This window comes from Pseudomonas sp. 10S4 (genome assembly GCF_034344865.1).
Lineage (GTDB): Bacteria > Pseudomonadota > Gammaproteobacteria > Pseudomonadales > Pseudomonadaceae > Aquipseudomonas.
This window is the reverse complement of record NZ_CP133774.1, coordinates 1,792,419-1,818,489: the sequence shown is the minus strand read 5'-3', so window position 1 is coordinate 1,818,489 and position 26,071 is coordinate 1,792,419. Positions and strand designations below refer to the sequence as shown.

The following is a 26,071-nucleotide window of genomic DNA, read 5'->3' as shown; positions in this document are numbered from 1 at the left end:
CTCACAGGTTGTACTGCTTGCGTTTGCGATACAGGGTCGAAGCATCGATGCCCAGCGTTTTGGCCGCCTGGTCCAGAGTTCCGGCCGTGGCCAGTACGGCGCCGATGTGGGCTTTTTCCAATTCATCCAGACTCAGCGCGGCGCCAACCCGTGGCGAGTTATTGGCCGGTTGCTCGGCCATGCCCAAGTGGCTGATCTCGACCCGCTCCTGTGGACAAATAATGCTCGCCCGCTCCACCACGTTGCGCAGCTCGCGAATGTTGCCCGGCCATCGATAGTTGAGCAGCGCTTCCCGGGCTTCATCGCTGAAACCCCGAGCCGGACGGGCGTATTCCTTGACGAAACGGGCCAGAAAGCGATCGGCCAGGGTCAGGATGTCTTCGCTACGTTCACGCAGCGGTGGCAGGTGCAAGGTGATGACGTTCAGGCGATAGAGCAAATCTTCACGAAAACGACCGTCGCGAACCATGTCCTCAAGGTTCAGGTTGGTGGCCGCGAGGATTCGCACATCGGCGCGTCGGGTCACCGGGTCGCCGACCCGCTCGTATTCTTTATCCTGGATAAATCTAAGCAACTTGGGTTGCAACGTCAGTGGAAAATCACCGATCTCGTCGAGAAACAGCGTGCCGCCATCGGCCTGGTTCACACGACCCAAGGTACTTTCGCTGGCGCCAGTAAACGCACCGCGGCTGTGACCGAAGAGTTCGCTTTCCATCAGTTCGCCGGTCAAGGACGGGCAGTTGATGATCACGCAGGATTTCTTCTCGCGCTTGCTCCAGCCGTGGATCGCCCGGGCCAGCTCACCTTTACCGGTCCCGGACTCGCCGAGAATCAGGATATTGGCGTCGGTACCGGCCACTTGGCGGGCGGTCTCGAGCACCACCTTCATGGCCGGGCTATGGGAGTCGAGGCCATCCTTGGGTTTGCGCACTTCGCCTTCGAGGGCTTCCAGACGCGCTGAGAGTTGGCGCACTTCCAGTTGCTTGGCGGTGGCCAGGCGCAATTGATCCGGGCTACAAGGTTTGACCAGATAGTCGGCCGCGCCGGCCTGGATCGCATCGACTGCGGTATCGACCGCGGAATGGGCGGTGACAATCACAACCCGCATCCACGGTGCTTGAATGCGCATCTGTGCCAGCACATCGAGGCCGTTGTCCTCACCCAGACGCAGATCCAGGAAGCACAGATCAAACACCTGACGCTGCAACAACGCATCGGCCTGGGCGGCACTGTTGGCGGTGGCGACGGTATAGCCTTCGTCTTCAAGGCAGTAGCGGAAGGTACGCAGGATGGCGGACTCGTCGTCCACCAGCAGAATGCGGCCTTGATGCTCAGTGGCTGATTCCATTTTCCTACGCTCCTTAATGAATGATTTTGGTTAGTCCCGGACAAATCGGGCAAGTTGCATGGTTGATTCTGGTCCATTCCAGCCATGACGGGGCAGTTATCTACTCCCCTCTCGCTAATGAACTGATTTCGTTACCTTTTTATCAAAAACCCGGCATTTCGGCGATTGCCCGTGTGAACGTCTGACATCCATGCCCTCCTCTCAATTCAAAAAATTTGAAAGTTCCTGCGAATCTATCGTGCATTACGCACGACCCTCAGGGGCCCATCGTGCAGGATGCGTGCGAAACGATTTTCATCACAACCATAAGCCATTGTTTTTAAACAATATTTATCTTATGAAAAGCTGGCATGCAGGCTGCAATGGTCTGGTTAACGCAGGGCATTTATGGAATGAACGCCCTTAACCAGATCACCACCAATGTGGGAGGAGTTTCAGGATGAATCGCCAACGTGCCGCCCAATTGCGCATCTCGCCGCTGCACATCCAGCAGGGCTTGTTTGCCGTGCTCGCCCTTCTGATCACCTTGATCGGCGGCCAGCAATTCGTTCGCTGGGAGCAGAGCCAGCAACCAGAGGCGCCACGCGTGTCGATTCAACACGCCACCCAAACCCACTTCAGCGCCGTGAGCAGCAACCCGGCTGACAGCGCCCCGATGCGAATGATGGACGTCGACCAGGCTCAGCCTGTGGATGAGATGCCCCGTCAGGAACGTTGGGTGTTCTAAAGAATCGAACTTGGCGTGATCGATACGCCGGGAAAAGCACCACCTGCATCACCTCTAAAAAGCATCATTTCTATCAGAAGCGGAAGGAGAATCACCATGTTGAGCTGGGCAATTACATTCTTGATCATTGCCATCATCGCCGCAGTGCTGGGCTTCGGTGGTATCGCGGGCACCGCCACGGGTATCGCCAAGATTCTCTTTGTCGTGTTCCTGGTGATGTTTGTTGCTTCGTTCTTCTTTGGCCGTCGCGGTCGAGGCTGAACATGAGCGTTTTGTTGAAGACACTGGCAGCCGCCCTGCTTCTGGGCGGTGGTGCCATGGCGATGGCCGCCAACAATGACGGTCAGGCGCGGGCCAACGAGTTGTTGAACTCGGACCCGCAGTACCGTGATACCTGGACGAAAGTCGTGAAAAAGGAAGAACGACTGCCGGAATGGGTGATGAACCTGTCCGGTGCTTCCGAGCAAATGAATGCCGTTGAAGAGAATGGCGGCAAGTATCTGGTCGGGCCACTGTGCGAAACACAGCAGACGTGCCTGAACAAACGCTTGATCGTGGCGTTCAGCTTCAACAAGAAGGACGCCTACGCGATGCTGGTCGAAGTGCCTGCGGGACTGCCCGCCGACAAGTCACCCACGCGACATGCCGACTACCGCTTCCTCGGGAAGCCGAACCAAGGCATGCAGGACCTGTTGATGGAACAACTCAAGAAAGATCCAAACTGGTACTGAGTTCGTAATATGAAAGGAGCAGCATCGCTTCTTTCCAGTGCGCCACCCGAGGAAGGCAGGCGCATGACCAAGGGGTCGGGACGTTCTGACTGTTACAGGGTCGGAGTGACCTACGGGCACATGGAGTGTCTGCGCAAGGGCCGGGTCAGGCAAAAGCTGCGACGCAAGTTCGCCGGCCCCGAGCGGCTCGACGGACTTGCGCAGAGCTTTCAACGTGCAAAACGTTGATCTAGAGCACTTCGCTCATTCCCTTCTGCTGCATATTCCCCGCAAAATCGTTTCGCGGTGTTTCTTATGACCGTATATCGAGAAACTTCCTACTTTTGGCATAAGCGATTTCTCCGTCAAACGTAGGCATTTTCCTAAGTTTCGACTGTAATCCACCTGCGCAAAAAACAACTAACCTGCTCTGAAATGGCCGGTTCACGGCACTTATGCCTGCCGAAATGTCGTATTCGAACCGCTTGGGACGCCAGTTTCATTTGAAAAAGCTCATGCCGATTCGGCATAGGGTAGGCGTTTACGGCATTAGACGTCGGTTCCTTGCATCGGAATAGTTGCGCCTTTTTTCGCCTGCCGAAGAGCTGTAATTACGCGCTTCGGGGCACCTTATACGGGGGCAGATGCACAGGACTTTTGCGCCATTGAGCGTTCCAGTTCGCGCATCTGCCCGAGTCAAACTGAAGTAAGGGTAATGATATGAAGAAGGCAAAGCTTAGCCTCGCCTGGCAGATCCTCATCGGTCTGGTATTGGGGATTGCAATCGGTGCGCTGCTCAACCATTTCAGTGCCGAAAAAGCCTGGTGGATCAGCAACGTCCTGCAACCTGCAGGCGATATCTTTATCCGTCTGATCAAGATGATCGTGATTCCGATCGTGATCTCTTCGCTGGTGGTGGGTATTGCCGGTGTGGGCGACGCGAAGAAACTCGGGCGCATCGGTCTGAAGACCATCCTCTACTTCGAAGTCGTCACCACCATCGCCATTCTGGTCGGCCTGGTATTGGCCAACGTGGTCCATCCGGGCACCGGCATCGACATGAGCACCCTGGGTACGGTGGATATTTCCAAGTACCAGGCGACTGCCGCCGAAGTTCAGCATGAACATGCGTTCATCGAAACCATCCTCAACCTGATCCCGTCAAACATCTTCGCGGCCATGGCCCGCGGCGAGATGCTGCCGATCATCTTCTTCTCCGTGTTGTTCGGTCTCGGTCTGTCGAGCCTGCAATCGGACCTGCGCGAGCCGCTGGTGAAGATGTTCCAGGGCGTGTCCGAGAGCATGTTCAAGGTCACTCACATGATCATGAACTACGCCCCTATTGGTGTTTTCGCTTTAATCGCGGTGACCGTGGCCAACTTCGGTTTCGCCTCCTTGCTGCCGCTGGCCAAACTGGTATTGCTGGTTTACTTCGCCATTGCCTTCTTCGCCTTTGTGGTGCTGGGCCTGATTGCTCGCCTGTTCGGCTTCTCGGTGATCAGGCTGATGCGCATCTTCAAGGATGAGCTGGTGCTGGCTTACTCCACCGCCAGTTCCGAAACTGTGCTGCCGCGCGTGATCGAGAAGATGGAAGCCTACGGCGCGCCGAAAGCCATTTGCAGCTTTGTGGTGCCGACCGGTTACTCGTTCAACCTCGACGGTTCGACCCTGTACCAGAGCATCGCGGCCATCTTCATTGCCCAGCTCTACGGCATCGACCTGTCGATCAGCCAGCAATTGCTGCTGGTGCTGACCCTGATGGTCACCTCCAAAGGCATCGCCGGTGTACCGGGCGTGTCCTTTGTGGTGCTGCTGGCCACCCTGGGCAGCGTTGGCATTCCACTGGAAGGCCTGGCGTTCATCGCCGGTGTCGACCGCATCATGGACATGGCGCGTACCGCACTGAACGTGATCGGCAACGCCCTGGCCGTGCTGGTTATCTCCCGCTGGGAAGGCATGTACGACGACGCCAAGGGCGAACGCTACTGGAACTCCCTGCCGCACTGGCGCAGCAAGGAAAAACTGCCGGCTGGCGAGACTTCCAAAAACTAAGCAAAACCCTGTGGGAGCGAGCTTGCTCGCGATGACGGACTGACAGCTATCATTGTTGTCGACTGATATACCGCCATCGCGAGCAAGCTCGCTCCCACAGTGGATCGGGGCCAGCCCATGACATTGGGCTTAACGAGGCCTACGCCGTACTAAACAAACCCCGGAGAAATCCGGGGTTTGTCGTTTCTGGCGACCCCGCTATCATTCGCCGCATTCTTCGGGGGATTTAACTGATGCTCAATGGCCTGTGGCTTGGCTTCTTCATCGTGGCAGCCGTGTCGGCGCTGGCGCAGTGGCTGATCGGCGGCAACGCCGGGATCTTCGCGGCGATGGTGGAAAGTATCTTCGCCATGGCCAAGCTGTCGGTGGAGGTCATGGTCCTGTTGTTCGGGACGCTGACCCTGTGGCTGGGCTTTCTGCGGATCGCCGAAAAGGCCGGGATCGTCGACTGGCTGGCCAAGGCCCTCGGCCCGCTGTTCCTGCGTCTGATGCCGGAAGTCCCGCCCGGTCACCCGGCCATCGGCCTGATCACCCTCAATTTCGCCGCCAACGCCCTGGGCCTGGACAACGCCGCCACGCCAATCGGCCTGAAGGCCATGAAGGCGCTGCAAGAGCTCAACCCCAGCACCACCATCGCCAGCAACGCGCAGATCCTGTTCCTGGTGCTCAATGCTTCGTCCCTGACCCTGCTGCCAGTGACGATCTTCATGTACCGCGCCCAGCAAGGTGCGCCGGACCCGACGCTGGTGTTCCTGCCGATCTTGCTGGCCACCAGTTGCTCGACCATCGTCGGCTTCCTGTCGGTAGCGTTCATGCAGCGCCTGCGCATCTGGGACCCGGTGGTGCTCGCCTATCTGATTCCCGGTGCCTTGGCCCTTGGTGCCTTCATGGCGCTGCTGGCGACGCTCTCGGCGACCGCTCTGGCCGGCCTGTCATCGATCCTCGGCAACCTGACGCTGTTCGGCCTGATCATGCTGTTTCTGATCATTGGCGCGTTGCGCAAAGTGAAGGTCTACGAAGCGTTCGTCGAAGGCGCCAAAGAAGGCTTCGACGTGGCCAAGAACCTGCTGCCGTATCTGGTGGCGATGCTCTGTGCGGTGGGCGTGCTGCGAGCGTCCGGCGCCTTGGATTTCGGTCTGGACGGGATTCGGCATCTGGTGGCGTGGGCCGGTTGGGACACGCGCTTCGTCGATGCGTTGCCGACGGCGATGGTCAAACCGTTCTCCGGCAGCGCCGCCCGGGCGATGCTGATCGAAACCATGAAAACCTCCGGGGTGGACAGCTTCCCGGCGTTGGTGGCGGCGACCATTCAGGGCAGTACCGAAACCACGTTCTATGTGTTGGCGGTGTACTTCGGTGCGGTGGGGATTCAGCGGGCGCGGCACGCGGTGGGCTGTGCGTTGCTGGCAGAGTTTGCCGGGGTGGTCGGCGCGATCTTTGTTTGCTACTGGTTCTTCGGTTAACCACAACCCCCTGTGGGAGCGGGCTTTTGTGGCGAGGGGGTTTACCCCGTTCGGCTGCGCAGCAGTCGTAAATCCAAACGACCCGGTGGAGCCGAAAGAATGTAGGGGCCGCTTCGCGACCCAACGGGGCAAGCCCCTCGCCACAGAGTCCGCAGGACCTTCAAGGTTTAACGGGTGGGACCAATTGCTGACCTTGCTCCACCGCCCAAGCCACCACCTGCGCCGTCAACTGGTCGCTGGCCTGGCCAAACCCGGCCACCACCGACGGCACCTTCACATCGCTCAACGGCTGGCGCACTTCGAAGCGGTGGCTGGCGAGGATTCGCTGGTCATAGCCACGCACCAGCAACGCATCCAGCCGTACAACGACGCTTGCAGCGGTGCCTTGGTACTCCGTCTGGAATGCTTGCAGATTCCCACCGAGTTCCAGATCCGCCTGGAAGTTGCTGTCATCGGTGCTCAACAACGACACCCGGCCATCGCGCTGAAACCCGTCCAGCAACCGATTACGCAGCAACACCGGCGCCGGATCGCTCCAGCGCGAGGCTTTGTAGCTGCTGATCAGGTCGCCCTGCGGGATCACGGCGATTTTCGGGCTGTTCAGCGCCTCGCTGGCCTGTGGCTTGGTCAGGCGTAGCGACCAGTGTTGCGGCGTGCCGTGACTGGCCGCTACGGCGGTCTGGGCCGAGGGCAAGCGGTAGACATCGGACGGCTCGGACTTCGGCAGGATCGAGCATGAGCTGACCAGCGCAAAACTGGCGAGGAGGGCGAGGTGAGTCGGCTTCATGGCGTGAATTCCTTGTTCTTGTCGCTGCCCAGCAGATAACCGCTGGGGTTGGCTTCCAGTCGCTGGGAAATGGCCCGCAGCGACGTCAGGGTGTCGCGCAATTCACGCACCGCCGGAGCCAGGCCATTGAGGCCCTGCATGCCGCTGTTGAGCGAATCCTGATTGGTCGTCAGCAATTTGTTGATGGTCGCGGTGCTCTGTTCCAGCGATTTCATCGCCTGCCCGGCATTGCCGAACATCTGCTTGCCCTGATCGTTGAGCAGGCCGTTGGCGTTGCGCATCAGCGCGGTGGTTTGCTCAAGGGTGGCGCTGGCCTGTTTGCCGATCGAGGCCAGTTGCTGCATGGCCTGGCGGATATCGCCACGCTGGTCGGCGATGGTCCCGGTGGTTTGCTCCAGATGCTCAAGGGTGTTGCTGATGCGCTCGACGTTTTCCGCGGAAAACATCTGATTGGCGTTGTGCATCAGCGTGTTCACGCCGGCCATCAAGTCGTTGCTGTCGTTCAGCAGGCGAGCGATAGGCGAGGGCGCCGCGACAATCGTCGGCAACTCGCCGTCCTTGCCCCGCAGCTTGGGACTTTGCGGTGTGCCGCCACTGAGCTGGATGATCGAGGTGCCGGTGATCCCGGTCAGCGCCAGTTTGGCCTGGGTGTCTTCCTTGATTGGCGTCTCGCCGCCGAGACGAATCCGCGCCAGCACCCGGCGCGGGTCTTTCGGGTCGAGGCGCAGGGTCACCACGTCGCCGACCTTGATCCCGCTGTACTGCACGGCGCTGCCCTTGGACAGGCCGCTGACTGCCTCGTTGAAGACAATTTCGTAGTCCTTGAACTCGGTGTCGACGCTGGATTTGGCCAGCCACAGACCGAAGAGCAGGGCGCCCGCCACCACAATCACGGTGAACAGGCCGATCAATACATGATGGGCTCGGGTTTCCATGTCAGACCTCGTTAAGCTGTTGAGCGGCGGTCAGCGCCGCGCGGCCGCGAGGGCCGTGGAAGTATTCGTGAATCCAGGCGTCGTCGGTTTCGGACACCTTGTCGATAGCATCCGCCACCAGCACTTTCTTCTGCGCCAGCACCGCCACCCGGTCAGTGATGGTGTAGAGCGTGTCGAGGTCGTGGGTCACCAGGAACACGCTCAAACCCAATGCATCGCGCAGGGTCAGGATCAACTGATCGAAAGCCGCCGCGCCAATCGGGTCGAGGCCGGCGGTGGGCTCGTCGAGAAACAGGATGTCCGGGTCCAGTGCCAGCGCCCGGGCCAGTGCCGCACGCTTGATCATGCCGCCGGACAAGGACGCGGGGTACTTGTCCGCCGCCGACAACGGCAGTCCCGCCAGCGCCAGCTTCACTGCTGCCAGGTGTTCGGCGTCGGCACGGCTCAGGCCGGCGTGTTCGATCAGGGGCAGGGCGACGTTCTCGGTCACGGTCAGCGATGAGAACAGCGCGCCTTTCTGGAACAGCACGCCGAAGCGCCGTTCAACCATCGAGCGTTCATGTTCCGACAGCGTCGGCAGGTTTTTGCCGAAGACTTTCACCACGCCTTCACTGGGCCGACGCAAACCGACAATGCTGCGCAGTAACACCGACTTGCCGCTGCCGGAGCCGCCGACCACGGCGAGGATTTCACCCTTGTACAAATCCAGGTCGAGGTTCTCGTGCACGCTCTGGCTGCCGAAGCGATTGCACAGCCCACGGACTTCGATCACCGCCTCGGAGGGTGCTCGGGGTAGACGACTCACCAGCCCATCTCCATGAAAAACAACGCGGCGACAGCATCCAGCACGATCACCACGAAAATCGACTGGACCACGCTGGACGTGGTGTGGGCGCCGACGGATTCGGCGCTGCCGCTGACCTTGAAGCCTTCAAGGCAACCAATGGCCGCGATCAGGAACGCGAAGATCGGCGCTTTGACGATCCCCACCAGAAAATGCTGAACGCCAATGTCCGATTGCAGCAGCGAGAGGAACATCGCCGGCGAAATCCCCAGCGACACCGCGCAGACCACGCCACCGCCAATAATCCCGGAGATCATCGCCAGAAAGGTCAGCATCGGCAGCGCCACCAACAGCGCCAGCACCCGCGGGACCACCAGCAACTCGATCGGGTCGAGGCCCAACGTACGGATCGCATCGATTTCTTCGTTGGCCTTCATCGAGCCGATCTGCGCGGTGAACGCACTGGCGGTGCGTCCGGCCATCAAAATCGCCGTCAGCAACACACCGAACTCGCGCAGGAAGGAGAACGCCACCAGGTCCACGGTGAAAATACTCGCGCCGAAACTCGCCAGCACCGTCGCCCCGAGAAACGCCACCACCGCGCCCACCAGGAAGGTCAGCAGGGCGACGATAGGCGCGGCGTCGAGGCCAGTCTGTTCGATGTGCGCGACCATCGGCGTAATGCGCCAGCGTTGGGGGCGAAACAAATTGCGGGCGATGGTTTCGAGAATCAGGCCGACGAAACCCAGCAGTTGCAGGGTGTCTTGCCAGATCGCGTCAACGGCGCGACCGATGCGCGTCAGCAGTTGAATGCCGACGCTGATTTCCGGTTCCTTGAGCGGTACGCAGAAATCGGTCAGCGAGCGGTAGACGGTTTGCAGTAACGCGCGATCGGCGGTGGAAAGGGTGCACTCAGGGTGTTCGGCCGATCGGCCCAGGCGCTCGGAACCCAGCAACTCCACCAGCAGCGAAGCACCGGCGGTGTCGAGGGCGCCGAGGCCGTTGAGATCAATGTGGGTGCTGTCGTCGTACTGGCCGCGAAGCTTGTCGCCCAGGCGCTTGAGGTCAGCGTAATGGGCGAGCGTCCAGTCACCCGTAACCCGCAATTGTGCAGGGGTGTGAGTGGTGTCCAGTTGGGCATTGCCGGGCAATGTGCTGCTGGTCATAAGCTCCGTGCTTGTTCGGCTGTTACGCAGATCTACGTAATAGCACGAACCGGATTACTTTTCTTTGGTCGGTGTGCTGTCCGTGATCTCGAAGCGCAACACGCCGATCACCTGCCCATCTTCGGTCAACACCCGGACCTGCCAATCGCCGACCGGGTTGCCGGGAAAATTCTGTTTGTGGGTCCAGGCCCGATAGCCTTCCTTGCGCCCGCCATGAATATCCAGCGCGATGCGGTCGACCTCTTGGCCGTTGAACTGCCACACGTGATAAATCCGTTCATCCAGACCGCGCGGCGCGTTGATTGCAGTGTAGGCGTAGAGCCCGCCGCCGCGAATCTGCTCGGCGCTGACTTGCTCCAGGCTATCGCCGGGGGTGCGATCCTGCATTTGCGTGCTGATGGCCACGTCGGTCATCCACAGCGTCGCTGGTGGAACCCACGAACGCAGCACCCAACCCATCGCGCCGATGCCCAGCGTGATGCTCAGAATCGCCAGGGCGTTGCGCACGGTTCGGATCGGAAAGATCGATGCCAGGCTCGGGAACGACAACAACACGGAGATGCCCAGCGCCAGTTTGAAACTCTCTGACGTCGTCAGATGCAGGATGACGGGCAGGGCGGTCAGCAGCGCAGCGAACAACGTCAGGGTGTGCAGCGCCAGGAACGCCCAGCGACGTGGCGCCAACCATTTGTAGTACAGCGGGTCGGTGATGGAGATCAGCGCCGCAATGCCCAGCAACCCGGTAAACACCAGTTGGCCGCTGTTCCAGGTGGTGGTGATGAAGAAAAACGGCAGGACAAAAAACAGGCTTTCCTGGTGGATCATCTGCGTCGCATAACGCAGCAACGGCTGGGGGATTTCCCGTTTGAAGACGCGGGTAAACAACCGGGTGAGGCTGTTTTCGAGCATCAGCCAGACCCAGCTGACCAGCATGATGGTGGTGATCCAGGTCGCCAGGCCTTGTTGGCGATCCACCAGCATGAAGCTGCAAACTCCGGAGATAAAACCACCGAGCGCAATGACCCCCGGATAGCGCTTCATCAGTTCGAGGATGCGCTGGACGAAAGGAGGCAGGGTAGGCATTCGGCGGTTCACACTGGTCGTAGGAAAAATCCTCGACAGGGTACCGCCGAGGCGCTTGCGTGGCGATCAATTTGGGCGAACACAAGACTAGAGGGCTGGTGATTACCTGTGGCGAGGGGGCTTGCCCCGTTCGGCTGCGAAGCAGTCGTAAAACCATTGCTTGAGGCGTGCCTGACTCACCGCGCTAACAGGTTTTGGGGCCGCTTCGCGACCCAACGGGGGCAAGCCCCCTCACCACAGGCAAACTCGCTCGCCACAAAAGGCGCTCATGCCGCCAAATTGGATTACTTCCGGCGATGGACGCGCCACGCCAGCAACCCCAGCACCAGCAATCCGAACACCGCACCCAACGCCCACAACAACTGGTCATAGCTGATCAACGGCTTCTCGATCCGCAAGTACCCCGGCTGCAGCAGCAACTCGCGCATCGCCTTGTTCGCTTCCTCCAGCGTCACCCCTTGCAGTTCCTTGGCCGGGTCGGTGAATTGTCCGTCCTCGTAATCCCCCAGGGCGCTCCAGTAGTAATCGGCCAGGGCGCTGTTGCCTTGCACGGCCCAGGCCTGGCGAACGATGGCGGCTTGCTTGAGGCGCTCGAACGTCTCGACATCGAGACCGTTCTTGAGCAATTCGGCCTTCATGTCTTCCAGCACCTGCTCGGCCTCGGCGACGTTCTCGCGCTCAAGGTCAGCGTTCAGGCTCATGAAGCCGACGCTGCCGAATAGCTCGCGCTCGGCCCACGGACCGTAGGACAAGCCATGGGCCAGGCGCATCTGCCGATAGAGCGCCCAATCCAGATAATCCTTGAGCAGGTCGAAGGTTTGATCAGGCACGTCTTCCAGCACCGGCTCCGGCACCAGCCAGTGCAACCTCGCACCGCCGCCGACAAAACCATGAATCAGACTGCGCTCATGGGCGGCACTCGCGTTGATTTCCGGTAACGGCAAATGGTCGGTGGGATCGACTGCCTCAAGCGCGCCCCAGGCCCGTTCCAGATAGGCCGGCAACAACTTGTCGAGGTCGCCGACCACAATAAGCGTCATGTTGTTGGGGGCGTACCAGGCTTTGCGGACCTTATCCAGTTGCTCGCGGGTCAGGTGATCGACTTCGGCCCGCTCGGGGCATTTGAGGCCCAGTTCCACGGCCAACTGATTGCTGGCCGTGTGGCCGAGGTCCTGACGGTCCATCCACCGCTGCAAGTGCGAGTAGTGGCCGCCGTCCTCACGCTCGACCACTTGCTTGGCGGCGTTGATGGCGTTGTCGTCGACTCGGGTCTGGGTCAACAGCGCCAGCAGCAGATCGAGAACCTTGCGCTGGTTTTTCGCCGGGGCTTCGATGACGAACGTCGTGTCGGCGTTGCTGGTGTAGGCGTTCCATTCACCGCCCAGGGCCTGCATGCGCTCTTCCAGGCCACCTTCGCCGCTGGCGTCGATGCCGCTGAACAGCAAGTGTTCAAGCAGGTGGGGCAGCTCTTTGTCATCACATTTGAAGTCATCGATACCGACGCCGACCACCAGCCGAATCGCCACATGCCCACGATCGGTGCCGGGCTTGAGTAGCAATTGCAGGCCGTTGGGCAGCGCATAGCCTTCGACCTGAAAACGATCCAGGGCGAACGAAGGGAATGAACCGAGCAACAGACAGGCGAACAACAGACAACGCATAACGAGCTTCCATACGGCTGATTGGAGATCCGTGTCGCTTTCCAGGCAGCCATCGCGAGCAAGCTCGCTCCCACAGTTGATTTGAGTCGTTCACAAAACCACTGTGGGAGCGAGCCTGCTCGCGATGATCTTGAACCCGAACCACAGTTACTGACTGACCACACTGCCAGACGTTCAAGGCGAATGTGTGATGTCAGCCAAATCGTCCGACTCCAGCGCACCGGTGTCGGACGTTTCCAATACCGCGTAGGCGCTGCTGCAAAACAGCGAATTCAGACGCTTCATGTCGGCGATCAGCTCCAGGTGCAGCGAACTGGTCTCGATACTTTGCACGATCTTACGTTGCAATCGGCTGACATGAGCATGGGCCAAGCGTCGTTCCTGTGCGCGAAAACGACGTTTCTCACGCAGCAACTGGCGGGCGCTTTCCGGATCGCTGCTGAGAAACACCGACAACCCCAGACGCAAGTTGGAAATCAGTTGGCTGTGCAGCCCCGCCAACTCTTCCAGCCCAACCTCGGAAAACGACCGGCGTTGCGAGGTCTTCTGCTGCTGGACCTTGCGCAGCATGCGTTCGATCAGGTCGCTGGCGAGTTTGAGGTTGATCGCCAGTTCGATAATTTCCGCCCAGCGCCGGCTGTCCTGATCGCTGAGGTCTTCGCGGGGCATCTGCGCCAGATAGAGTTTGATCGCACTGTAAAGCGCTTCGACGTCATCGGTCATGCGGCGCATTTCCTGGGTGACGGCGGTTTGCTTGCCGTGCAGCACGTCGAGCATGGCTTCGAGCATGATGTCGATCAGGTCGCCGATGCGCAGGGTTTCCCGGGCAGCGTTGGCCAGTGCCAGGCTCGGGGTCACCAGTGCAGTCGGGTCCAGGTGCCGGGGCTTGGCCATGCCGTTGAGTTCCGGCCGCTCCGGCAACAGCCAGGCACAGAGCCTAGCCATCGGCCCGACGCTGGGCAGCAGGATCAGACAGCGCGCGGTGTTGTAGAGCAGGTGGAAGCCGATGACCATTTCCTGAGGGCTGTAGTCGAGGCTGTCGATCCAGTGCACCAGCGGGTCGAGCACCGGGATGATCAACAGCAGGCCGATCAGTTTGTACAACAGACTGCCCAGCGCGACTTGGCGACCGGCAGCGTTCTGCATGCTGGTGCTCATAAAAGCGAGAACACCGCTGCCGATGTTGGCGCCGATCACCAGGCCGATGGCCACTGGCAGGCTGATCACGCCGGCGCCGGCCAGGGTCGCGGTCAGCAGCACCGCCGCCAGGCTGGAGTAGGAGATCATCGCGAACAGCGCGCCAATCAGGGCATCGAGCAGGATGTCGCCGGTCAGGGAGGCGAAGATCACCTTCACCCCTTGGGCATGGGTGATCGGTGCGGCGGCTTCGACGATCAGTTGCAGCGCGAGGATGATCAGCCCCAGGCCGATTGCTACCCGGCCCATCTGCCCGACCCGGGTCTGTTTGCGCGACAGGAAGAAAATCACCCCGAGGAAGATCAGCAGCGGCGACAGCCACGACAGGTCAAACGTCAGCACTCGCGCCATCAGCGCCGTACCGACGTCGGCCCCGAGCATGGTCGCCAGGGCCGGGGTCAGCGCCATCAGGCCCTGACCGACGAAGGAAGTGACGAGCATCGCCGTGGCGTTACTGCTCTGGACCATGGCGGTCACGACGATGCCGGCGACAAACGCGAGCCCGCGCTTGGACATATTCTGGCCAATCACATGGCGCAAGTTGGAACCGTAGACCCGCAGGATGCCGGTTCGGACGATGTGCGTGCCCCAGATCAGCAAGGTCACGGCAGATAACAAATTGAGCAGGGTCAGCATGCTGGGCCCCCTGTGGTGGTAGCGTCCCAAAGGGACAAGTTGACGGTACCGCGCGACGTTCTACGTTCTGTACTTAAGCTGTAGTTGGCTAACGGTCTGGGCGCCAGCATCGCATAGCTAAAGTGTCGATTGAAATAAAACTGTCATGAAAACAGTTTGATGCAGATATGAAAGAGGGAATCACGAACAGCGCAAAACCAATGTGGGAGCGGGCTTGCTCGCGAAGAGGTCGTGTCAGTCGACATCACAGTTGAATGACACACCGCTTTCGCGAGCGAGCCCGCTCCCACAGGGTTTGCAGCGCTACAGCATTCGGGTTACTGCCCCGGAACATCCTTGCGCAGTTTCACCGGGTCTTGCTGTTTCTTCTTTTTCGCAATCGCGGTGCGCATCTTGATGTTGATCGCTTCTACCGCCAGCGAGAACGCCATGGCGAAGTAGACGTAGCCTTTTGGCACGTGTACGCCGAAGGCCTCGGCAATCAGCACGGTACCGACCACCAGCAGGAACGCCAGCGCCAGCATCTTCAGCGACGGGTGCTTGTCGATGAATTCACTGATCTTGCCAGCCGCCAGCATCATCACCAGCACCGCCACGATAATCGCCGCGACCATGACCGGCACGTGCGAGACCATGCCGACCGCGGTGATCACCGAATCCAGCGAGAACACAATGTCGATGATCGCGATCTGGATGATGGTGTAAAGGAAGTTGCCACCCTTGCCCGAAGGCTCGTCGCCGGTTTCGTCTTCACCTTCCAGCGCGTGGTACATCTCTTGCGAACTTTTCCACAGCAGGAACAGACCACCGAAGAACAGGATCAGGTCTCGCCCGGAAATACCCTGGCCGAACACTTCGAACAGGTCCGCAGTGAGGCGCATGACCCACGTGATCGACAGCAGCAACAGGATCCGCGTGATCATGGCCAGGGCCAGACCGAAGATCCGGGTGCGCGCCTGCATGTGCTTGGGCATGCGGCTGACCAGGATCGAGATCATGATGATGTTGTCGATGCCCAGGACGATCTCCAGGGCAGTCAGGGTGAAGAAGGCAACCCAGATTTCAGGGTTGGTCAGCCATTCCATGTGTATTCCTTTGAGCGAGTGTTAAACCACGACGCCAGCAGTAAGCTGGCGGCGTGGTGAGTTGATGCCGTTACAAAGTGCTGAACAGCGGGAAAGTCCCCAACAGCAAGGCGGCGACCAGTATGCACAGGCAGACTAGTACTGCCCACTTCAGGGTAAAACGTTGATGGTCACCGAACTCGATCCCGGCCAGTGCTACCAGCAAATATGTAGACGGTACCAGTGGGCTGAGCAAGTGGACGGGCTGACCAACGATCGAGGCACGCGCCATTTCCACCGCAGTGATGCCGTAATGACTGGCGGCTTCGGCCAACACTGGCAACACGCCGTAATAAAACGCGTCGTTCGACATGAAGAACGTGAACGGCATGCTCACCAGCGCCGTGATCACCGCCAGGTACGGGCCGAGGAAATCCGGGATCACCGCCAACAGGCTTTTCGACATAGCATCGACCATGCCGGTTCCGGTCAAAATACCGGTGAAGATACCCGCGGCAAAAATCAGCCCGACCACCGCCAGCACACTGCCGGCGTGGGCCGCAACGCGGTCCTTCTGTTGTTGCAGGCACGGGTAGTTGACGATCATCGCGATACTGAACGCCACCATGAACAGCACCGGCAGCGGCAACAGGCCAGCGATCAGGGTGCACATCAGGGCAACGGTCAGGGCGCCGTTGAACCAGATCAGCTTCGGACGACGGGCGTCCGGGTACTGGGAAACGCTGATTTCGCTGTGGTCCACGTCATCGCCGGCCAGGTGCAGTTCACCCAGGCGAGCACGCTCGCGTTTGCCGTAGAAGTAAGCAATCGCCAGGATCGCCACCACACCGGCCAGCATCGCCGGAATCATCGGCACGAAGATGTCGGATGGGTCCACATGCAGCGCGCTCGCGGCACGGGCGGTCGGGCCACCCCACGGGGTCATGTTCATCACGCCGCCGGCGAGGATGATCAGGCCGGCCATGATTCGCGGGCTCATGCCAATGCGGCTGTAGAGCGGCAGCATAGCGGCCACGCAAATCATATAAGTGGTCGCGCCGTCACCATCGAGGGAAACAACGAGCGCCAGAACGGCGGTGCCGACCGAAACTTTCAACGGGTCGCCCTTGACCAGTTTGAGGATCTTGCGCACGGCCGGGTCAAACAGGCCGGAGTCGATCATCAGGGCGAAGTACAGAATGGCGAACATCAGCATCACGCCGGTCGGCGCAAGCTTGGTGATGCCTTCGAGCATCATCGGGCCGATCTTCGGCGCAAAGCCACCGAACAGGGCGAAGATGATCGGAATAATGATCAGGGCGATCAGCGCGGAAAGGCGCTTGGTCATGATCAGGAACATGAACGTGATGACCATGGCAAAGCCAAGGAAAGTCAGCATGGGAATACTCCAGGCGTAGCGCGGCTAGGGAATGGGCGAACCGGGTGGGTCAGCGCAGAACAGGAAGCACGAGGCGTACGGGCGGAGTTGCAGCGAAAGGGCGGGTAGCAAAGGACATCAGAATCACCATTGTTGTTGTTAATTGGGCCATGCGAGCGATAAAACACACGCGTGGCCAACCGGTCTCTTGCCGGTAGTGGGGGCGATCCTAATGGGGAAAGCTTTCAGCCAGCTTTCGCTGCCGAAAGCATTGTCCAGATGGGCAACCGGTCGTCGGATGGGCTTAACGTCAGAAAACACTGCACAGGAAGTAAAAACATGGACGACATTCATACCGGCGGTTGCCATTGCGGACATCTGCGCTATCAGTTTCGTGGGTCGCTGCACGACATCGCCCACTGCCATTGTTCGATTTGCCGGCGAGTCAGCGGCGGAATCGTGACCACCTGGATCACCGTGCCCGCCTCGACCTTTGAATGGCTGGCCGGGACACCGACTCGGTACGACTCTTCTGAAAGCTGCGCGCGATTTTTCTGCCCGACCTGTGGGGCGCAGGTGGCGCTACTGACGCTGCTCAGCCCCGAGAGCATCGACCTGACCATCGCCACCCTCGATCATCCAGAGCGGGCTCCAGCCGACCGGCACATCTGGACCGACAGCCGCCTGCCCTGGCTGCACCTGGATGAGCACTTGCCCGGCGAAGCAGAAGAAACGATCTGATCAGAAAATAGACAGGTCCAATGGGCGGATGGCACCCATCCAGACGGCGTGCTCCGTATGATCGAGCAAGTCATCGCCAGTGTCCGGGTGCAGGAACACCACCAAGCCGTTGCGATTGAGCACCAGCCACGGCAGCACATCGCCGATAAGCTGCGGCCCAAACGCCAGTTGGCAGCTCCAGTCCGGGTGCGGACCGACCGGGCGCTCGTGCATGCGGCCCATCTTCAATGGGAACAATTGCGCCGCTTGCTCACACAAGGCCCGTGCCTGATCGATGGTGCTGGCGTCGAAATAAACGTGAGCGTGGTAGCCCGTGATCTGCTGGGCATGAGCCTGTTGGACGTGATCCTTGTGCATCTGAACCTCTCCTGAAATCCGGTCGAACCCTCACCATTTCCTACAGGTCACACGCTATATATGTGGGAAACAAGGAACTCAGCCATGAAAAATGCCGAAACCCCGGTGGTGAAAGTGGTGCTCTATGGTGCCATGAGTAGCCTGGGCAGTGCGCTGATGGCTGAAATGCTGCGGCGCCAGCATGAAGTGATCGCGATTCTCGATGACCTGACGGCGCTGGCGCCTCGACCCGGACTGCGCACCAAGAATGGCGACCTGTTCGACGCCCAACGAGTGAAACAAAGCGTGGCCGGTTGTTCGGCGGTGATCTGTCTACTAGACGCGCCAGGGCTGCCGATCAGCAGCGAACACGTGGAGAAAACCATCGTGCCCGGCCCGGTCGAGCAGGTGCTGGCAGTGGATGCATTGATCGACGGTCTGCAGGCCGCCAGCATTGGCCGTTTGTTTGTGGTGGGGCATTTTGAGGAATTGGACGAGCCGGGGGTGGAGGATGACCTTCAGCGCCATGCCGCCGAAGAAATCCTCGAAGCCCTGCAAGGCAGCGATCTGCACTGGACGTTGGTGGATGTGCCGCACGGGGTGGCCGGGCTGACCATCGAGCATTTCAGTCAGGTCAGCAGCAGCCTTGAGCCGGGTCTGGCCGAGCCATTGCGACGGCTAAATCGTGTGGCGGTCGGGATCGCTGATGAGCTGCGGTTGAACCTGCATGTCGGTGAACATGTGAGTTTTGTGGCGGCTTCAGAACCGTAAAGATCGCAGCCTTCGGCAGCTCCTACAGGTGCGATCTTTGCGCTTTCACACCGCAATCGAAGGAAACGGCAAACCAGTCAACGATTGCGCACTGGTGGCCTGTTCTGCCATCAACCAATCCACAAACTGTTTAATCAACACACCACGACGTTTGCGCTGAGGCAAGACAACGTAATAACCCAGCCGTGAAATCACCGTGTCGGCAATCGGCCGACACAACAAACCCTGGGCCAATAAGTTATCCACAAGGTGCCGCCAACCGATGGCCACGCCCTGGCCGCCAATCGCCGCCTGGATCAACAACGTGTAATTGTCGAAACGCAGCTGTCCCGGTGCCGGCGCCGAGGTTATCCCCAACTCTCGGAACACTCCGCTCCAGTCGAACCAGTTGCTGCTGTTTTCCCCACGCAGATGCAGCAGTGGAAAATCGAGCAACGACTGGACCGGCAAGGGCAGGGGACGGTCCTTCAACAACAGCGGGCTGCACACCGGGAACACTTCCTCGCTGAACAACCAATGGCTTTCGCCTTGCTTGAAGCGCCCGTCACCGAACAGCACCGCCACGTCGATATCGGTACGCAACATGTTGTGATTGCGTTCGCTGGTGACCAGGCTGACATCGACTTGGGGATTGGCTTCGTGAAAACGGTGCAGGCGTGGCATCAACCAATAGGCGGCGAAGGCGAAATCGGTGGCGACTTGCAGCACTTCGTGGGACTGCTGTGCGCTGATCGCAGTCAATCCTGCGTCGATATTCTGTAAACCGAGCTGAACTTGCTCGAAAAGAATCGCCCCCGCCTCCGTCAGCTCGATACCACGATAGATGCGATCAAACAGGCGCGTAGTGAGCTGTTCTTCCAGCCGTTTGATCTGCTGACTGATCGCCGGTTGCGTGGTGCCAAGCTCCACCGCCGCCGCGGTAAAGCTGCGCTGACGGGCCGCCGCCTCGAAGGCACGCAGCAAGTCGAGAGACAAATCACCAAGGGCGTCATACATAAGCTGTGCTTATCCTAGTCATTGCCGTGCATGGGCTTTACCGCAAAAGGCATGGACTACATGCTCGATCGCAGCACTCTCGCATAAATATTCACTATGGAATGCCGCGATCACATGAAGCGCAAGAATATTCTTTTCATCATGGCCGATCAGATGGCCGCGCCAATGTTGCCGTTCTACGGCCCTTCGCCAATCAAACTCCCGAATCTCAGCCGCCTCGCCGCCGAAGGCGTGGTGTTCGACGCCGCGTATTGCAACAGCCCACTCTGCGCGCCGTCGCGCTTTACCTTGGTCAGCGGTCAGTTGCCGAGCAAGATCGGCGCCTACGACAACGCGGCCGATTTCCCCGCAGACGTACCGACTTATGCCCACTACCTGCGTCGCCTCGGCTACCGCACCGCGCTGTCGGGCAAGATGCACTTCTGTGGCCCGGACCAACTCCACGGCTATGAAGAACGCCTGACCAGCGATATTTACCCGGCCGACTACGGCTGGTCAGTGAACTGGGACGAACCGGACGTGCGTCCGACCTGGTATCACAACATGTCTTCAGTGCTGCAAGCCGGGCCCTGCGTGCGAACCAATCAGCTCGATTTCGACGAAGAAGTGGTGTTCAAGGCCCAGCAATATCTGTTCGATCACATTCGCGAGGATGGCAATCAGCCGTTCTGCCTGACCGTCTCGATGACTCACCCACATGACCCGTACACGATTCCCAAGGCTTTTTGGGATATGTACGACGACGCCGACATCCCGCTGCCACAGACGCCGGCCCAGACTGCACTCGATCCACACTCCCAACGTTTGCTCAAGGTTTACGACCTGTGGGACAAGCCTCTGCCTGTGGATAAGATTCGCGATGCGCGCCGGGCGTACTTCGGTGCGTGCAGCTATATCGACAGCAACGTCGGCAAACTCCTGCAAACACTCGAGGAAACCGGACTGATCGATGACACCATCATCGTCTTCTCCGGCGACCACGGCGACATGCTCGGCGAGCGTGGCCTCTGGTACAAAATGCACTGGTTTGAAATGGCTGCCCGTGTCCCCCTGTTGATAAGTGCTCCGGGACAATTCGGAGCGGGCCGGGTCAGTGCGGCAGTCTCTACCGCGGATCTGCTGCCAACCTTTGTCGAACTGGCCGGTGGCTCACTGGAACCGGGCCTGCCGCTGGACGGCCGCTCACTGGTTTCGCACCTGCAAGGGCAGGGCGGTCACGATGAAGTGTTCGGCGAATACATGGCCGAAGGCACTATCAGCCCGTTGATGATGATTCGGCGCGGCGCCTACAAATTCATCTACAGCGAAGACGACCCTTGCCTACTCTTCGACGTACACAACGACCCGCGTGAACAAGAAGAACTCAGCCAGTCGCCGCAACATCGGCCACTGTTCGAAGATTTTCTCGCCGAAGCGCGGGCCAAATGGGACATTCCGGCGATCCACCAACAGGTGCTCGCGAGCCAGCGGCGTCGGCGTTTCGTCGCCGACGCCCTGACCATCGGCAAGCTGAAGAGCTGGGATCACCAGCCGCTGGTGGACGCCAGTCAGCAATACATGCGCAACCACATCGACCTTGATGATCTGGAGCGCAAAGCACGTTATCCACAACCCTGCCAAAACCAATAATGTGAAGGGGAAGTCCATGCAAAGGTTATCCACAGTACTGACGGTCGGGCTTCTGGCTCTGGGCAGTGCATCGGTTTACGCCGATCAGAGCTGCGAGACGGTGAAAATGGCCGACCCTGGCTGGAGCGACATCGCCGCGACCAACGCCATCACCGGGTTTCTGCTGGACGGCATGGGCTACAAGGCCAAGGTCGACACACTGGCGGTGCCGATCACCTTTGGTGGTCTGAAGGATGGCCAGGTCGATGTGTTTTTGGGTAACTGGATGCCGGCGCAGCAGGGCTTTTATGACAAGTTCGTCGCCACCGGCGACGTGACTCAATTGGCGAAGAATCTCGACGGCACCGAGTTCACATTGGCCGTGCCGGATTACGTCTGGGACGCGGGTGTGCATAACTTTGCCGACCTGAACAAATACGCCGATAAGTTCGACAAGAAGATCTACGGCATCGGCTCCGGCGCTCCGGCGAATATTTCGCTGCAGGACATCATCAAGAAGAACGACTTCGAGCTGGGCCAGTGGAAGCTGATCGAGTCCAGCGAGCAGGCGATGCTGGCTGAAGTGTCCCGCGCGGTGAAGAAACAGAAGTTCGTGACCTTCCTCGGCTGGACGCCGCACCCGATGAACGTGCAGCTGAAAATGCATTACCTGAAGGGCGGCGAGAAATACTTCGGCGACACCGGCGCGGTTTATACACTGACCCGTAAAGGTTATGCACAGGCCTGCCCGAACGTTGGCAAGCTGCTGACCAACCTGAGTTTCACCCAGGAAATGGAAAACAGCATCATGGCCGAAGTGGTGAACAAGAAGGTCAGCAATGCGGACGCAGTGAAGGCGTGGATCAAGGCGAATCCAGCGGTGCTGGATAAATGGCTGGACGGGGTGAAGACCGTGGACGGGCAGGATGCGTTAGGCGCAGTCAAAGCCAAGTTGTAAGCAACCTCTGTGGCGAGGGAGCTTGCTCCCGCTCGGGTGCGCAGCGCCCGTAGATTTTTAGGGCTGCTGCGCAACCCAGCGGGAGCAAGCTCCCTCGCCACAATGGTTGGGCTTACCCTGTTACCCTTTGCGCAAACTCCTACCCGAGAGGACCCATGGCCTTCCCCAGCCGCCATTCACTCTTCCCGTTTCTCAGTTGGCTGCCACGGCAGACCCGCGCCAGCGTCGGTCGTGACCTGATCGTCGGTCTCAGCGGCGCTATTCTCGCGTTGCCGCAATCCATTGCCTACGCGTTGATCGCCGGTCTCCCACCGGAATACGGCTTGTACGCCGCGATCATCCCGGTGCTGATCGCCTGTTTGTGGGGTTCGTCCTGGCACCTGATCTGCGGTCCTACAGCGGCTATTTCCATCGTCCTATACGCCAGCGTCAGTCCTCTGGCCGTGCCCGCGTCACAGGACTACATCACGCTGATCCTGCTTCTTACGCTCCTGGCCGGCATTTTCCAGTGGCTACTGGGGATGCTGCGTTTCGGCGCACTGGTGAATTTCGTCTCGCACTCGGTGGTACTGGGTTTTACCCTCGGGGCGGCAGTGGTGATCGCCATCGGGCAGATGCCGAATCTGCTGGGGCTCGACTTGCCCAACCAGGCCACAGCGCTCAACAGCCTGGTGACTTTGATCACGCACCTCGGGGCTGTGGATAAACCTTCGCTGGTGCTAGGCCTTGCCACGGTCGCTGTCGGGATTGTCTTGAAACTGTTGCTGCCCCGCTGGCCGACGCTATTGATCACCCTGATCCTGAGCGGTGTGCTGGTGTGGCTCTGGCCCGCGATGTTCGGCCATGTGAAATTGGTCAGCGCGTTTGTCGGGCGCTTACCACCCTTCAGTTCGTTGCCGCTGGATCTGGAACTGGTGCTGCGTCTGCTGCCGAGTGCCGTCGCCGTGGGCATGCTCGGACTGGTGACGAGTCTCTCAATTGCCCGCTCCTTGTCGGCCCGCTCACAGCAGTTGCTCGACGCCAACCAGGAAGTCCGCGCCCAGGGTTTATCAAACATTGTCGGAGCGTTTTTTCCGGCTCGCTGTCAGCCGGGTCCTTCACCCGTTCGGGGCTGAGCTACGAGGCCGGCGCCTGCTCGCCACTGGCCGGGGTGTTCTCGGCGTTGTGGGTGGCGCTGTTCGCCATCTTCGGCGCCGGGCTGATCGCTCACATTCCGATCCCGGCCATGGCCGGCAGCATTCTGTTGATCGCCTGGGGGTTGGTGGACCATCGCGGCATTCGCGCGTTGCTGCGAGTCAGCCGCGCCGAATTCGTGGTCATGGCCCTGACCTGTGTCGCCACGTTGCTGCTGGAATTGCATACCGCGATCTACGCCGGGGTGCCTGGCTTCGCTGTTCTTCTACCTCAAACGCACCTCGCAACCGCGGGTACAGCACTGGCGCGATGGGGATGAAGACATCCTGCGGGTCGGCGGCTCGATCTTCTTTGGCGCCAGCCATTACCTTCAAGTGCGCCTGCAACGGATGCACGGCGCGAAGGTGGTGATCGAGGCGCAGCACATCAATTTCATCGACTATTCGGGTGTGGAAATGCTGCACCAGGAAGCGCGGCGGTTGCTCAAACAGGATCGCAGCCTGACCTTGCGCGGCGCGCGGCCGCCGGTGGTGGAGGAGTTGAGGAAGCTGGAAGGGGCGGATAAGTGCCCGATCCGTTTCGAAGACTAAAAACACCACTTCTATGAAAAACGCATAACTTGCCCCCGTTCGGCCGCGAAGCGGTCGTAAACTCAGCAACCGTGGTGTATCAGAAAAATAGAAGGGGGCTGCTGCGCAACCCAGCGGGAGCAAGCTCCCTCGCCACAAAAGCTACAGCGCCAACTGTCGGCGCAGTTCGGCCAGCACCGGCGCTGTGTCCGGGCGCACTCCGCGCCACAGGTAGAAGGCTTCCGCCGCCTGCTCCGCCAGCATCCCCAACCCATCCATCGCCACCGCCGCGCCGTGTTCACTGGCCCAGCGGCAGAACGAAGTCGGTTCCTTGCCGTACATCATGTCGTAGCACACGGTCTTGCCCGGTTCGATCAGGCTGCTGGCAATCGGCGGTACATCACCCGACAGACTGGCAGACGTCGCGTTGATGATCAGGTCCACTGGCTCGCGCAACCAGTCAAAACCACTGGCGGACACCGGCCCCAGATCGGCAAACAACTCCGCCAGCAGCTCGGCTTTTTCCACTGTGCGATTGGCGATGATCACCGACGCCGGTTGTTCGGCCAGCAACGGTTCCAACGCCCCGCGTACCGCACCGCCGGCACCCAACAGCAGGATGCGTTTGCCCTTGAGGCTGAAACCGGCGTTGACCGTCAGGTCGCGCACCAGTCCGGCACCGTCGGTGTTGTCGCCCAACAGGCTGCCATCCGCCAGTTTGCTCAGGGTGTTCACCGCCCCGGCTCGCTGCGCGCGCTCGGTCAGGCTGTCGGCCAGGCGATAAGCATCTTCCTTGAACGGCACGGTGACATTCGCCCCACGACCGTGAAGGAAAAATGCCTGGGCAAACCCGGAAAAGTCATCGAGTGGCGCCAGCGAAGTGCTGTAGTCCAACTTCTGAGCGGTTTGCTCGGCGAACAGACGATGGATCAGCGGCGACTTGCTGTGGCCAATCGGGTTACCGAATACGACGTAACGATCCATCAGGACTCCTCTCAGGCCTTGGCCAACCAATCGCGATCTTGCAGGAAGTACTCGGTCAGGCGCGCTTCTTCGCTGCCCGGCTCAGCTTTCCAGTCATAGCCCCAGCGCACTTGCGGCGGCAGGGACATCAGGATCGACTCGGTACGACCACCCGATTGCAGACCGAACAACGTGCCGCGGTCGTAGACCAGGTTGAACTCGACATAACGGCCACGGCGGAACTCCTGGAATTCACGTTGTTTGGCGGTGAACGCATCATTTTTGCGGCGTTGCACAATCGGCAGATATGCGTCGATGAACGCGTCACCGATGGCGCGCATGAAGGCGAAACTGGTGTCGAAGTCCCACTCGTTCAAGTCATCGAAAAACAGGCCGCCGATGCCCCGAGGCTCGTGGCGATGCTTGATGTGGAAATAGGTGTCGCACCAGGCCTTGTAACGCGGGTAGACGTCCGGCCCGAACGGCGCGCAGGCCTGTTCGGCAATACGGTGCCAGTGCACGCAGTCTTCTTCATTGCCGTAGTAAGGGGTCAGGTCGAAGCCGCCGCCGAACCACCAGACCGGCTCTTCATCTTCTTTTTCCGCGATGAAAAAACGCACGTTGGCGTGGGAAGTCGGCACATGCGGGTTGTGCGGGTGAATTACCAGGGACACGCCCAGCGCTTCGAAGCCGCGCCCGGCCAGTTCCGGCCGATGGGCGCTGGCGGACGGTGGGAGACCGCTGCCAAAGACGTGGGAAAAGTTAACGCCACCCTTTTCGATGACTATGCCGTTTTCGATCACTCGGGTGCGACCGCCACCGCCAGCAGGCCGGGCCCAGGCGTCTTCGACGAAGCGCGTGCCGCCGTCCTCGGCTTCCAGGGCGGCGCAAATGCGGTCTTGCAGGTCGAGCAGGTAGGCTTTTACGGCCTCGGTGCGGGTCGTCATGTCATCACCTTGAATCGGGCAAAGCTACACGGCGCACGAATGGCCGGCGGCAAATTG

At 59.9% G+C, this 26,071-nt stretch carries 23 protein-coding genes and 1 pseudogene; 10 read left to right on the top strand and 14 right to left on the bottom strand.

The window, feature by feature from the left end; translation table 11 throughout:
* Position 1: 1 nt before the first annotated feature.
* A complete protein-coding gene (algB, locus tag RHM58_RS08535; protein WP_201199311.1) occupies positions 2-1,348 on the bottom strand; it encodes a sigma-54-dependent response regulator transcription factor AlgB in 1,347 nt (448 codons plus the stop codon).
* A gap of 439 nt (positions 1,349-1,787) precedes the next feature.
* Between algB and RHM58_RS08530 the strand changes: the two genes are divergently transcribed.
* The 5 genes from RHM58_RS08530 to RHM58_RS08510 all read left to right on the top strand — a co-directional run bounded on the left by RHM58_RS08530 (position 1,788) and on the right by RHM58_RS08510 (position 6,300).
* Positions 1,788-2,075, top strand: coding sequence for a hypothetical protein (locus RHM58_RS08530; RefSeq protein ID WP_201256276.1), 288 nt, complete (start codon positions 1,788-1,790; stop codon positions 2,073-2,075).
* 96 nt (positions 2,076-2,171) lie between these two features.
* Positions 2,172-2,336 carry a DUF1328 domain-containing protein gene (locus RHM58_RS08525; protein WP_008002172.1) on the top strand — a complete coding sequence of 55 codons (165 nt, stop codon included), beginning with the start codon at positions 2,172-2,174 and terminating at the stop codon, positions 2,334-2,336.
* 2 nt (positions 2,337-2,338) lie between these two features.
* Positions 2,339-2,806 carry an inhibitor of vertebrate lysozyme family protein gene (locus RHM58_RS08520; RefSeq protein WP_201199307.1) on the top strand — a complete coding sequence of 156 codons (468 nt, stop codon included), beginning with the start codon at positions 2,339-2,341 and terminating at the stop codon, positions 2,804-2,806.
* A 699-nt stretch (positions 2,807-3,505) separates the two neighbouring features.
* Positions 3,506-4,837, top strand: coding sequence for a glutamate/aspartate:proton symporter GltP (gene gltP, locus RHM58_RS08515; RefSeq protein WP_201199305.1), 1,332 nt, complete (start codon positions 3,506-3,508; stop codon positions 4,835-4,837).
* Between the two features lie 233 nt (positions 4,838-5,070).
* Positions 5,071-6,300, top strand: a complete 1,230-nt coding sequence (locus RHM58_RS08510; RefSeq protein ID WP_201199303.1) for a nucleoside recognition domain-containing protein — start codon at positions 5,071-5,073, stop codon at positions 6,298-6,300.
* A gap of 160 nt (positions 6,301-6,460) precedes the next feature.
* Here RHM58_RS08510 and RHM58_RS08505 read toward each other — a convergent pair whose 3' ends face one another.
* The 9 genes from RHM58_RS08505 to RHM58_RS08460 all read right to left on the bottom strand — a co-directional run bounded on the left by RHM58_RS08505 (position 6,461) and on the right by RHM58_RS08460 (position 17,012).
* On the bottom strand, positions 6,461-7,087 hold the full coding sequence (locus RHM58_RS08505; protein WP_201199301.1) for an ABC-type transport auxiliary lipoprotein family protein: 627 nt from the start codon (positions 7,085-7,087) through the stop codon (positions 6,461-6,463).
* Positions 7,084-8,022 carry an MlaD family protein gene (locus tag RHM58_RS08500; RefSeq protein WP_201199299.1) on the bottom strand — a complete coding sequence of 313 codons (939 nt, stop codon included), beginning with the start codon at positions 8,020-8,022 and terminating at the stop codon, positions 7,084-7,086. The genes RHM58_RS08505 and RHM58_RS08500 overlap by 4 nt, the downstream gene beginning before the upstream one ends.
* A 1-nt stretch (position 8,023) precedes the next feature.
* Positions 8,024-8,827, bottom strand: coding sequence for an ABC transporter ATP-binding protein (locus RHM58_RS08495; protein WP_201199297.1), 804 nt, complete (start codon positions 8,825-8,827; stop codon positions 8,024-8,026).
* Positions 8,824-9,972 carry an ABC transporter permease gene (locus tag RHM58_RS08490; RefSeq protein WP_201199295.1) on the bottom strand — a complete coding sequence of 383 codons (1,149 nt, stop codon included), beginning with the start codon at positions 9,970-9,972 and terminating at the stop codon, positions 8,824-8,826. The genes RHM58_RS08495 and RHM58_RS08490 overlap by 4 nt, the downstream gene beginning before the upstream one ends.
* A 54-nt stretch (positions 9,973-10,026) precedes the next feature.
* Complete coding sequence (locus tag RHM58_RS08485; protein WP_201256277.1) at positions 10,027-11,055, bottom strand: DUF5924 family protein; 1,029 nt, start codon at positions 11,053-11,055, stop codon at positions 10,027-10,029.
* A gap of 284 nt (positions 11,056-11,339) precedes the next feature.
* A complete protein-coding gene (locus tag RHM58_RS08480) occupies positions 11,340-12,716 on the bottom strand; it encodes a M16 family metallopeptidase (protein ID WP_201256278.1) in 1,377 nt (458 codons plus the stop codon).
* Positions 12,717-12,890: 174 nt separating this feature from the next.
* The gene (locus RHM58_RS08475; protein ID WP_322270084.1) at positions 12,891-14,549 is read right to left on the bottom strand and encodes a Na/Pi cotransporter family protein; all 1,659 of its coding nucleotides are present in this window, start codon (positions 14,547-14,549) and stop codon (positions 12,891-12,893) included.
* Between the two features lie 317 nt (positions 14,550-14,866).
* Positions 14,867-15,634, bottom strand: coding sequence for a TerC family protein (locus RHM58_RS08465; RefSeq protein WP_201199290.1), 768 nt, complete (start codon positions 15,632-15,634; stop codon positions 14,867-14,869).
* Positions 15,635-15,704: 70 nt separating this feature from the next.
* Entirely contained in the window at positions 15,705-17,012 is a 1,308-nt protein-coding gene (locus RHM58_RS08460) for a CitMHS family transporter (protein WP_201199289.1), read from the bottom strand.
* 318 nt (positions 17,013-17,330) lie between these two features.
* Between RHM58_RS08460 and RHM58_RS08455 the strand changes: the two genes are divergently transcribed.
* Positions 17,331-17,732 carry a GFA family protein gene (locus RHM58_RS08455; protein ID WP_201199288.1) on the top strand — a complete coding sequence of 134 codons (402 nt, stop codon included), beginning with the start codon at positions 17,331-17,333 and terminating at the stop codon, positions 17,730-17,732.
* Here RHM58_RS08455 and RHM58_RS08450 read toward each other — a convergent pair whose 3' ends face one another.
* The gene (locus tag RHM58_RS08450; RefSeq protein ID WP_201199287.1) at positions 17,733-18,089 is read right to left on the bottom strand and encodes a DOPA 4,5-dioxygenase family protein; all 357 of its coding nucleotides are present in this window, start codon (positions 18,087-18,089) and stop codon (positions 17,733-17,735) included. It lies immediately after the preceding gene.
* Between the two features lie 84 nt (positions 18,090-18,173).
* Here RHM58_RS08450 and RHM58_RS08445 point away from each other — a divergent pair, with 84 nt between their 5' ends.
* Positions 18,174-18,839: an NAD(P)-dependent oxidoreductase gene (locus RHM58_RS08445; protein ID WP_201199285.1), complete on the top strand. Its 666-nt coding sequence runs from the start codon at positions 18,174-18,176 to the stop codon at positions 18,837-18,839.
* A gap of 45 nt (positions 18,840-18,884) precedes the next feature.
* Here the strand turns inward: RHM58_RS08445 and RHM58_RS08440 are convergent, their stop codons facing one another.
* Positions 18,885-19,835, bottom strand: a complete 951-nt coding sequence (locus RHM58_RS08440; RefSeq protein WP_201199283.1) for a choline sulfate utilization transcriptional regulator — start codon at positions 19,833-19,835, stop codon at positions 18,885-18,887.
* A gap of 114 nt (positions 19,836-19,949) precedes the next feature.
* Here RHM58_RS08440 and betC point away from each other — a divergent pair, with 114 nt between their 5' ends.
* The 3 genes and pseudogenes from betC to RHM58_RS08425 all read left to right on the top strand — a co-directional run bounded on the left by betC (position 19,950) and on the right by RHM58_RS08425 (position 24,125).
* On the top strand, positions 19,950-21,464 hold the full coding sequence (betC, locus tag RHM58_RS08435; RefSeq protein ID WP_322270083.1) for a choline-sulfatase: 1,515 nt from the start codon (positions 19,950-19,952) through the stop codon (positions 21,462-21,464).
* A gap of 16 nt (positions 21,465-21,480) precedes the next feature.
* Positions 21,481-22,401 (top strand): choline ABC transporter substrate-binding protein, encoded by a 921-nt coding sequence (gene choX, locus RHM58_RS08430; protein ID WP_201199279.1) that lies wholly within the window; start codon positions 21,481-21,483, stop codon positions 22,399-22,401.
* Positions 22,402-22,556: 155 nt separating this feature from the next.
* Positions 22,557-24,125: pseudogene (locus RHM58_RS08425) on the top strand (SulP family inorganic anion transporter).
* A gap of 141 nt (positions 24,126-24,266) precedes the next feature.
* Here the strand turns inward: RHM58_RS08425 and aroE are convergent.
* Positions 24,267-25,088, bottom strand: coding sequence for a shikimate dehydrogenase (gene aroE, locus RHM58_RS08420; RefSeq protein WP_201199268.1), 822 nt, complete (start codon positions 25,086-25,088; stop codon positions 24,267-24,269).
* 11 nt (positions 25,089-25,099) lie between these two features.
* On the bottom strand, positions 25,100-26,014 hold the full coding sequence (gene hemF / locus RHM58_RS08415; protein ID WP_322270081.1) for an oxygen-dependent coproporphyrinogen oxidase: 915 nt from the start codon (positions 26,012-26,014) through the stop codon (positions 25,100-25,102).
* Between the last annotated feature and the right edge of the window lie 57 nt (positions 26,015-26,071).

Coding starts and splice junctions, on each gene's coding strand:
- RHM58_RS08475 (WP_322270084.1), bottom strand. CDS start 14,549: ATGCTGACCCTGCTCAATTTGTTATCTGCCGTGACCTTGCTGATCTGG.
- RHM58_RS08485 (WP_201256277.1), bottom strand. CDS start 11,055: ATGCCTACCCTGCCTCCTTTCGTCCAGCGCATCCTCGAACTGATGAAG.
- RHM58_RS08490 (WP_201199295.1), bottom strand. CDS start 9,972: ATGACCAGCAGCACATTGCCCGGCAATGCCCAACTGGACACCACTCAC.
- betC (WP_322270083.1), top strand. CDS start 19,950: ATGAAGCGCAAGAATATTCTTTTCATCATGGCCGATCAGATGGCCGCG.
- choX (WP_201199279.1), top strand. CDS start 21,481: ATGCAAAGGTTATCCACAGTACTGACGGTCGGGCTTCTGGCTCTGGGC.
- RHM58_RS08510 (WP_201199303.1), top strand. CDS start 5,071: ATGCTCAATGGCCTGTGGCTTGGCTTCTTCATCGTGGCAGCCGTGTCG.
- RHM58_RS08440 (WP_201199283.1), bottom strand. CDS start 19,835: ATGTATGACGCCCTTGGTGATTTGTCTCTCGACTTGCTGCGTGCCTTC.
- RHM58_RS08460 (WP_201199289.1), bottom strand. CDS start 17,012: ATGCTGACTTTCCTTGGCTTTGCCATGGTCATCACGTTCATGTTCCTG.
- RHM58_RS08520 (WP_201199307.1), top strand. CDS start 2,339: ATGAGCGTTTTGTTGAAGACACTGGCAGCCGCCCTGCTTCTGGGCGGT.
- RHM58_RS08505 (WP_201199301.1), bottom strand. CDS start 7,087: ATGAAGCCGACTCACCTCGCCCTCCTCGCCAGTTTTGCGCTGGTCAGC.
- algB (WP_201199311.1), bottom strand. CDS start 1,348: ATGGAATCAGCCACTGAGCATCAAGGCCGCATTCTGCTGGTGGACGAC.
- RHM58_RS08480 (WP_201256278.1), bottom strand. CDS start 12,716: ATGCGTTGTCTGTTGTTCGCCTGTCTGTTGCTCGGTTCATTCCCTTCG.
- RHM58_RS08450 (WP_201199287.1), bottom strand. CDS start 18,089: ATGCACAAGGATCACGTCCAACAGGCTCATGCCCAGCAGATCACGGGC.
- RHM58_RS08455 (WP_201199288.1), top strand. CDS start 17,331: ATGGACGACATTCATACCGGCGGTTGCCATTGCGGACATCTGCGCTAT.
- RHM58_RS08465 (WP_201199290.1), bottom strand. CDS start 15,634: ATGGAATGGCTGACCAACCCTGAAATCTGGGTTGCCTTCTTCACCCTG.
- RHM58_RS08500 (WP_201199299.1), bottom strand. CDS start 8,022: ATGGAAACCCGAGCCCATCATGTATTGATCGGCCTGTTCACCGTGATT.
- hemF (WP_322270081.1), bottom strand. CDS start 26,014: ATGACGACCCGCACCGAGGCCGTAAAAGCCTACCTGCTCGACCTGCAA.
- gltP (WP_201199305.1), top strand. CDS start 3,506: ATGAAGAAGGCAAAGCTTAGCCTCGCCTGGCAGATCCTCATCGGTCTG.
- RHM58_RS08530 (WP_201256276.1), top strand. CDS start 1,788: ATGAATCGCCAACGTGCCGCCCAATTGCGCATCTCGCCGCTGCACATC.
- RHM58_RS08445 (WP_201199285.1), top strand. CDS start 18,174: ATGAAAAATGCCGAAACCCCGGTGGTGAAAGTGGTGCTCTATGGTGCC.
- RHM58_RS08525 (WP_008002172.1), top strand. CDS start 2,172: ATGTTGAGCTGGGCAATTACATTCTTGATCATTGCCATCATCGCCGCA.
- aroE (WP_201199268.1), bottom strand. CDS start 25,088: ATGGATCGTTACGTCGTATTCGGTAACCCGATTGGCCACAGCAAGTCG.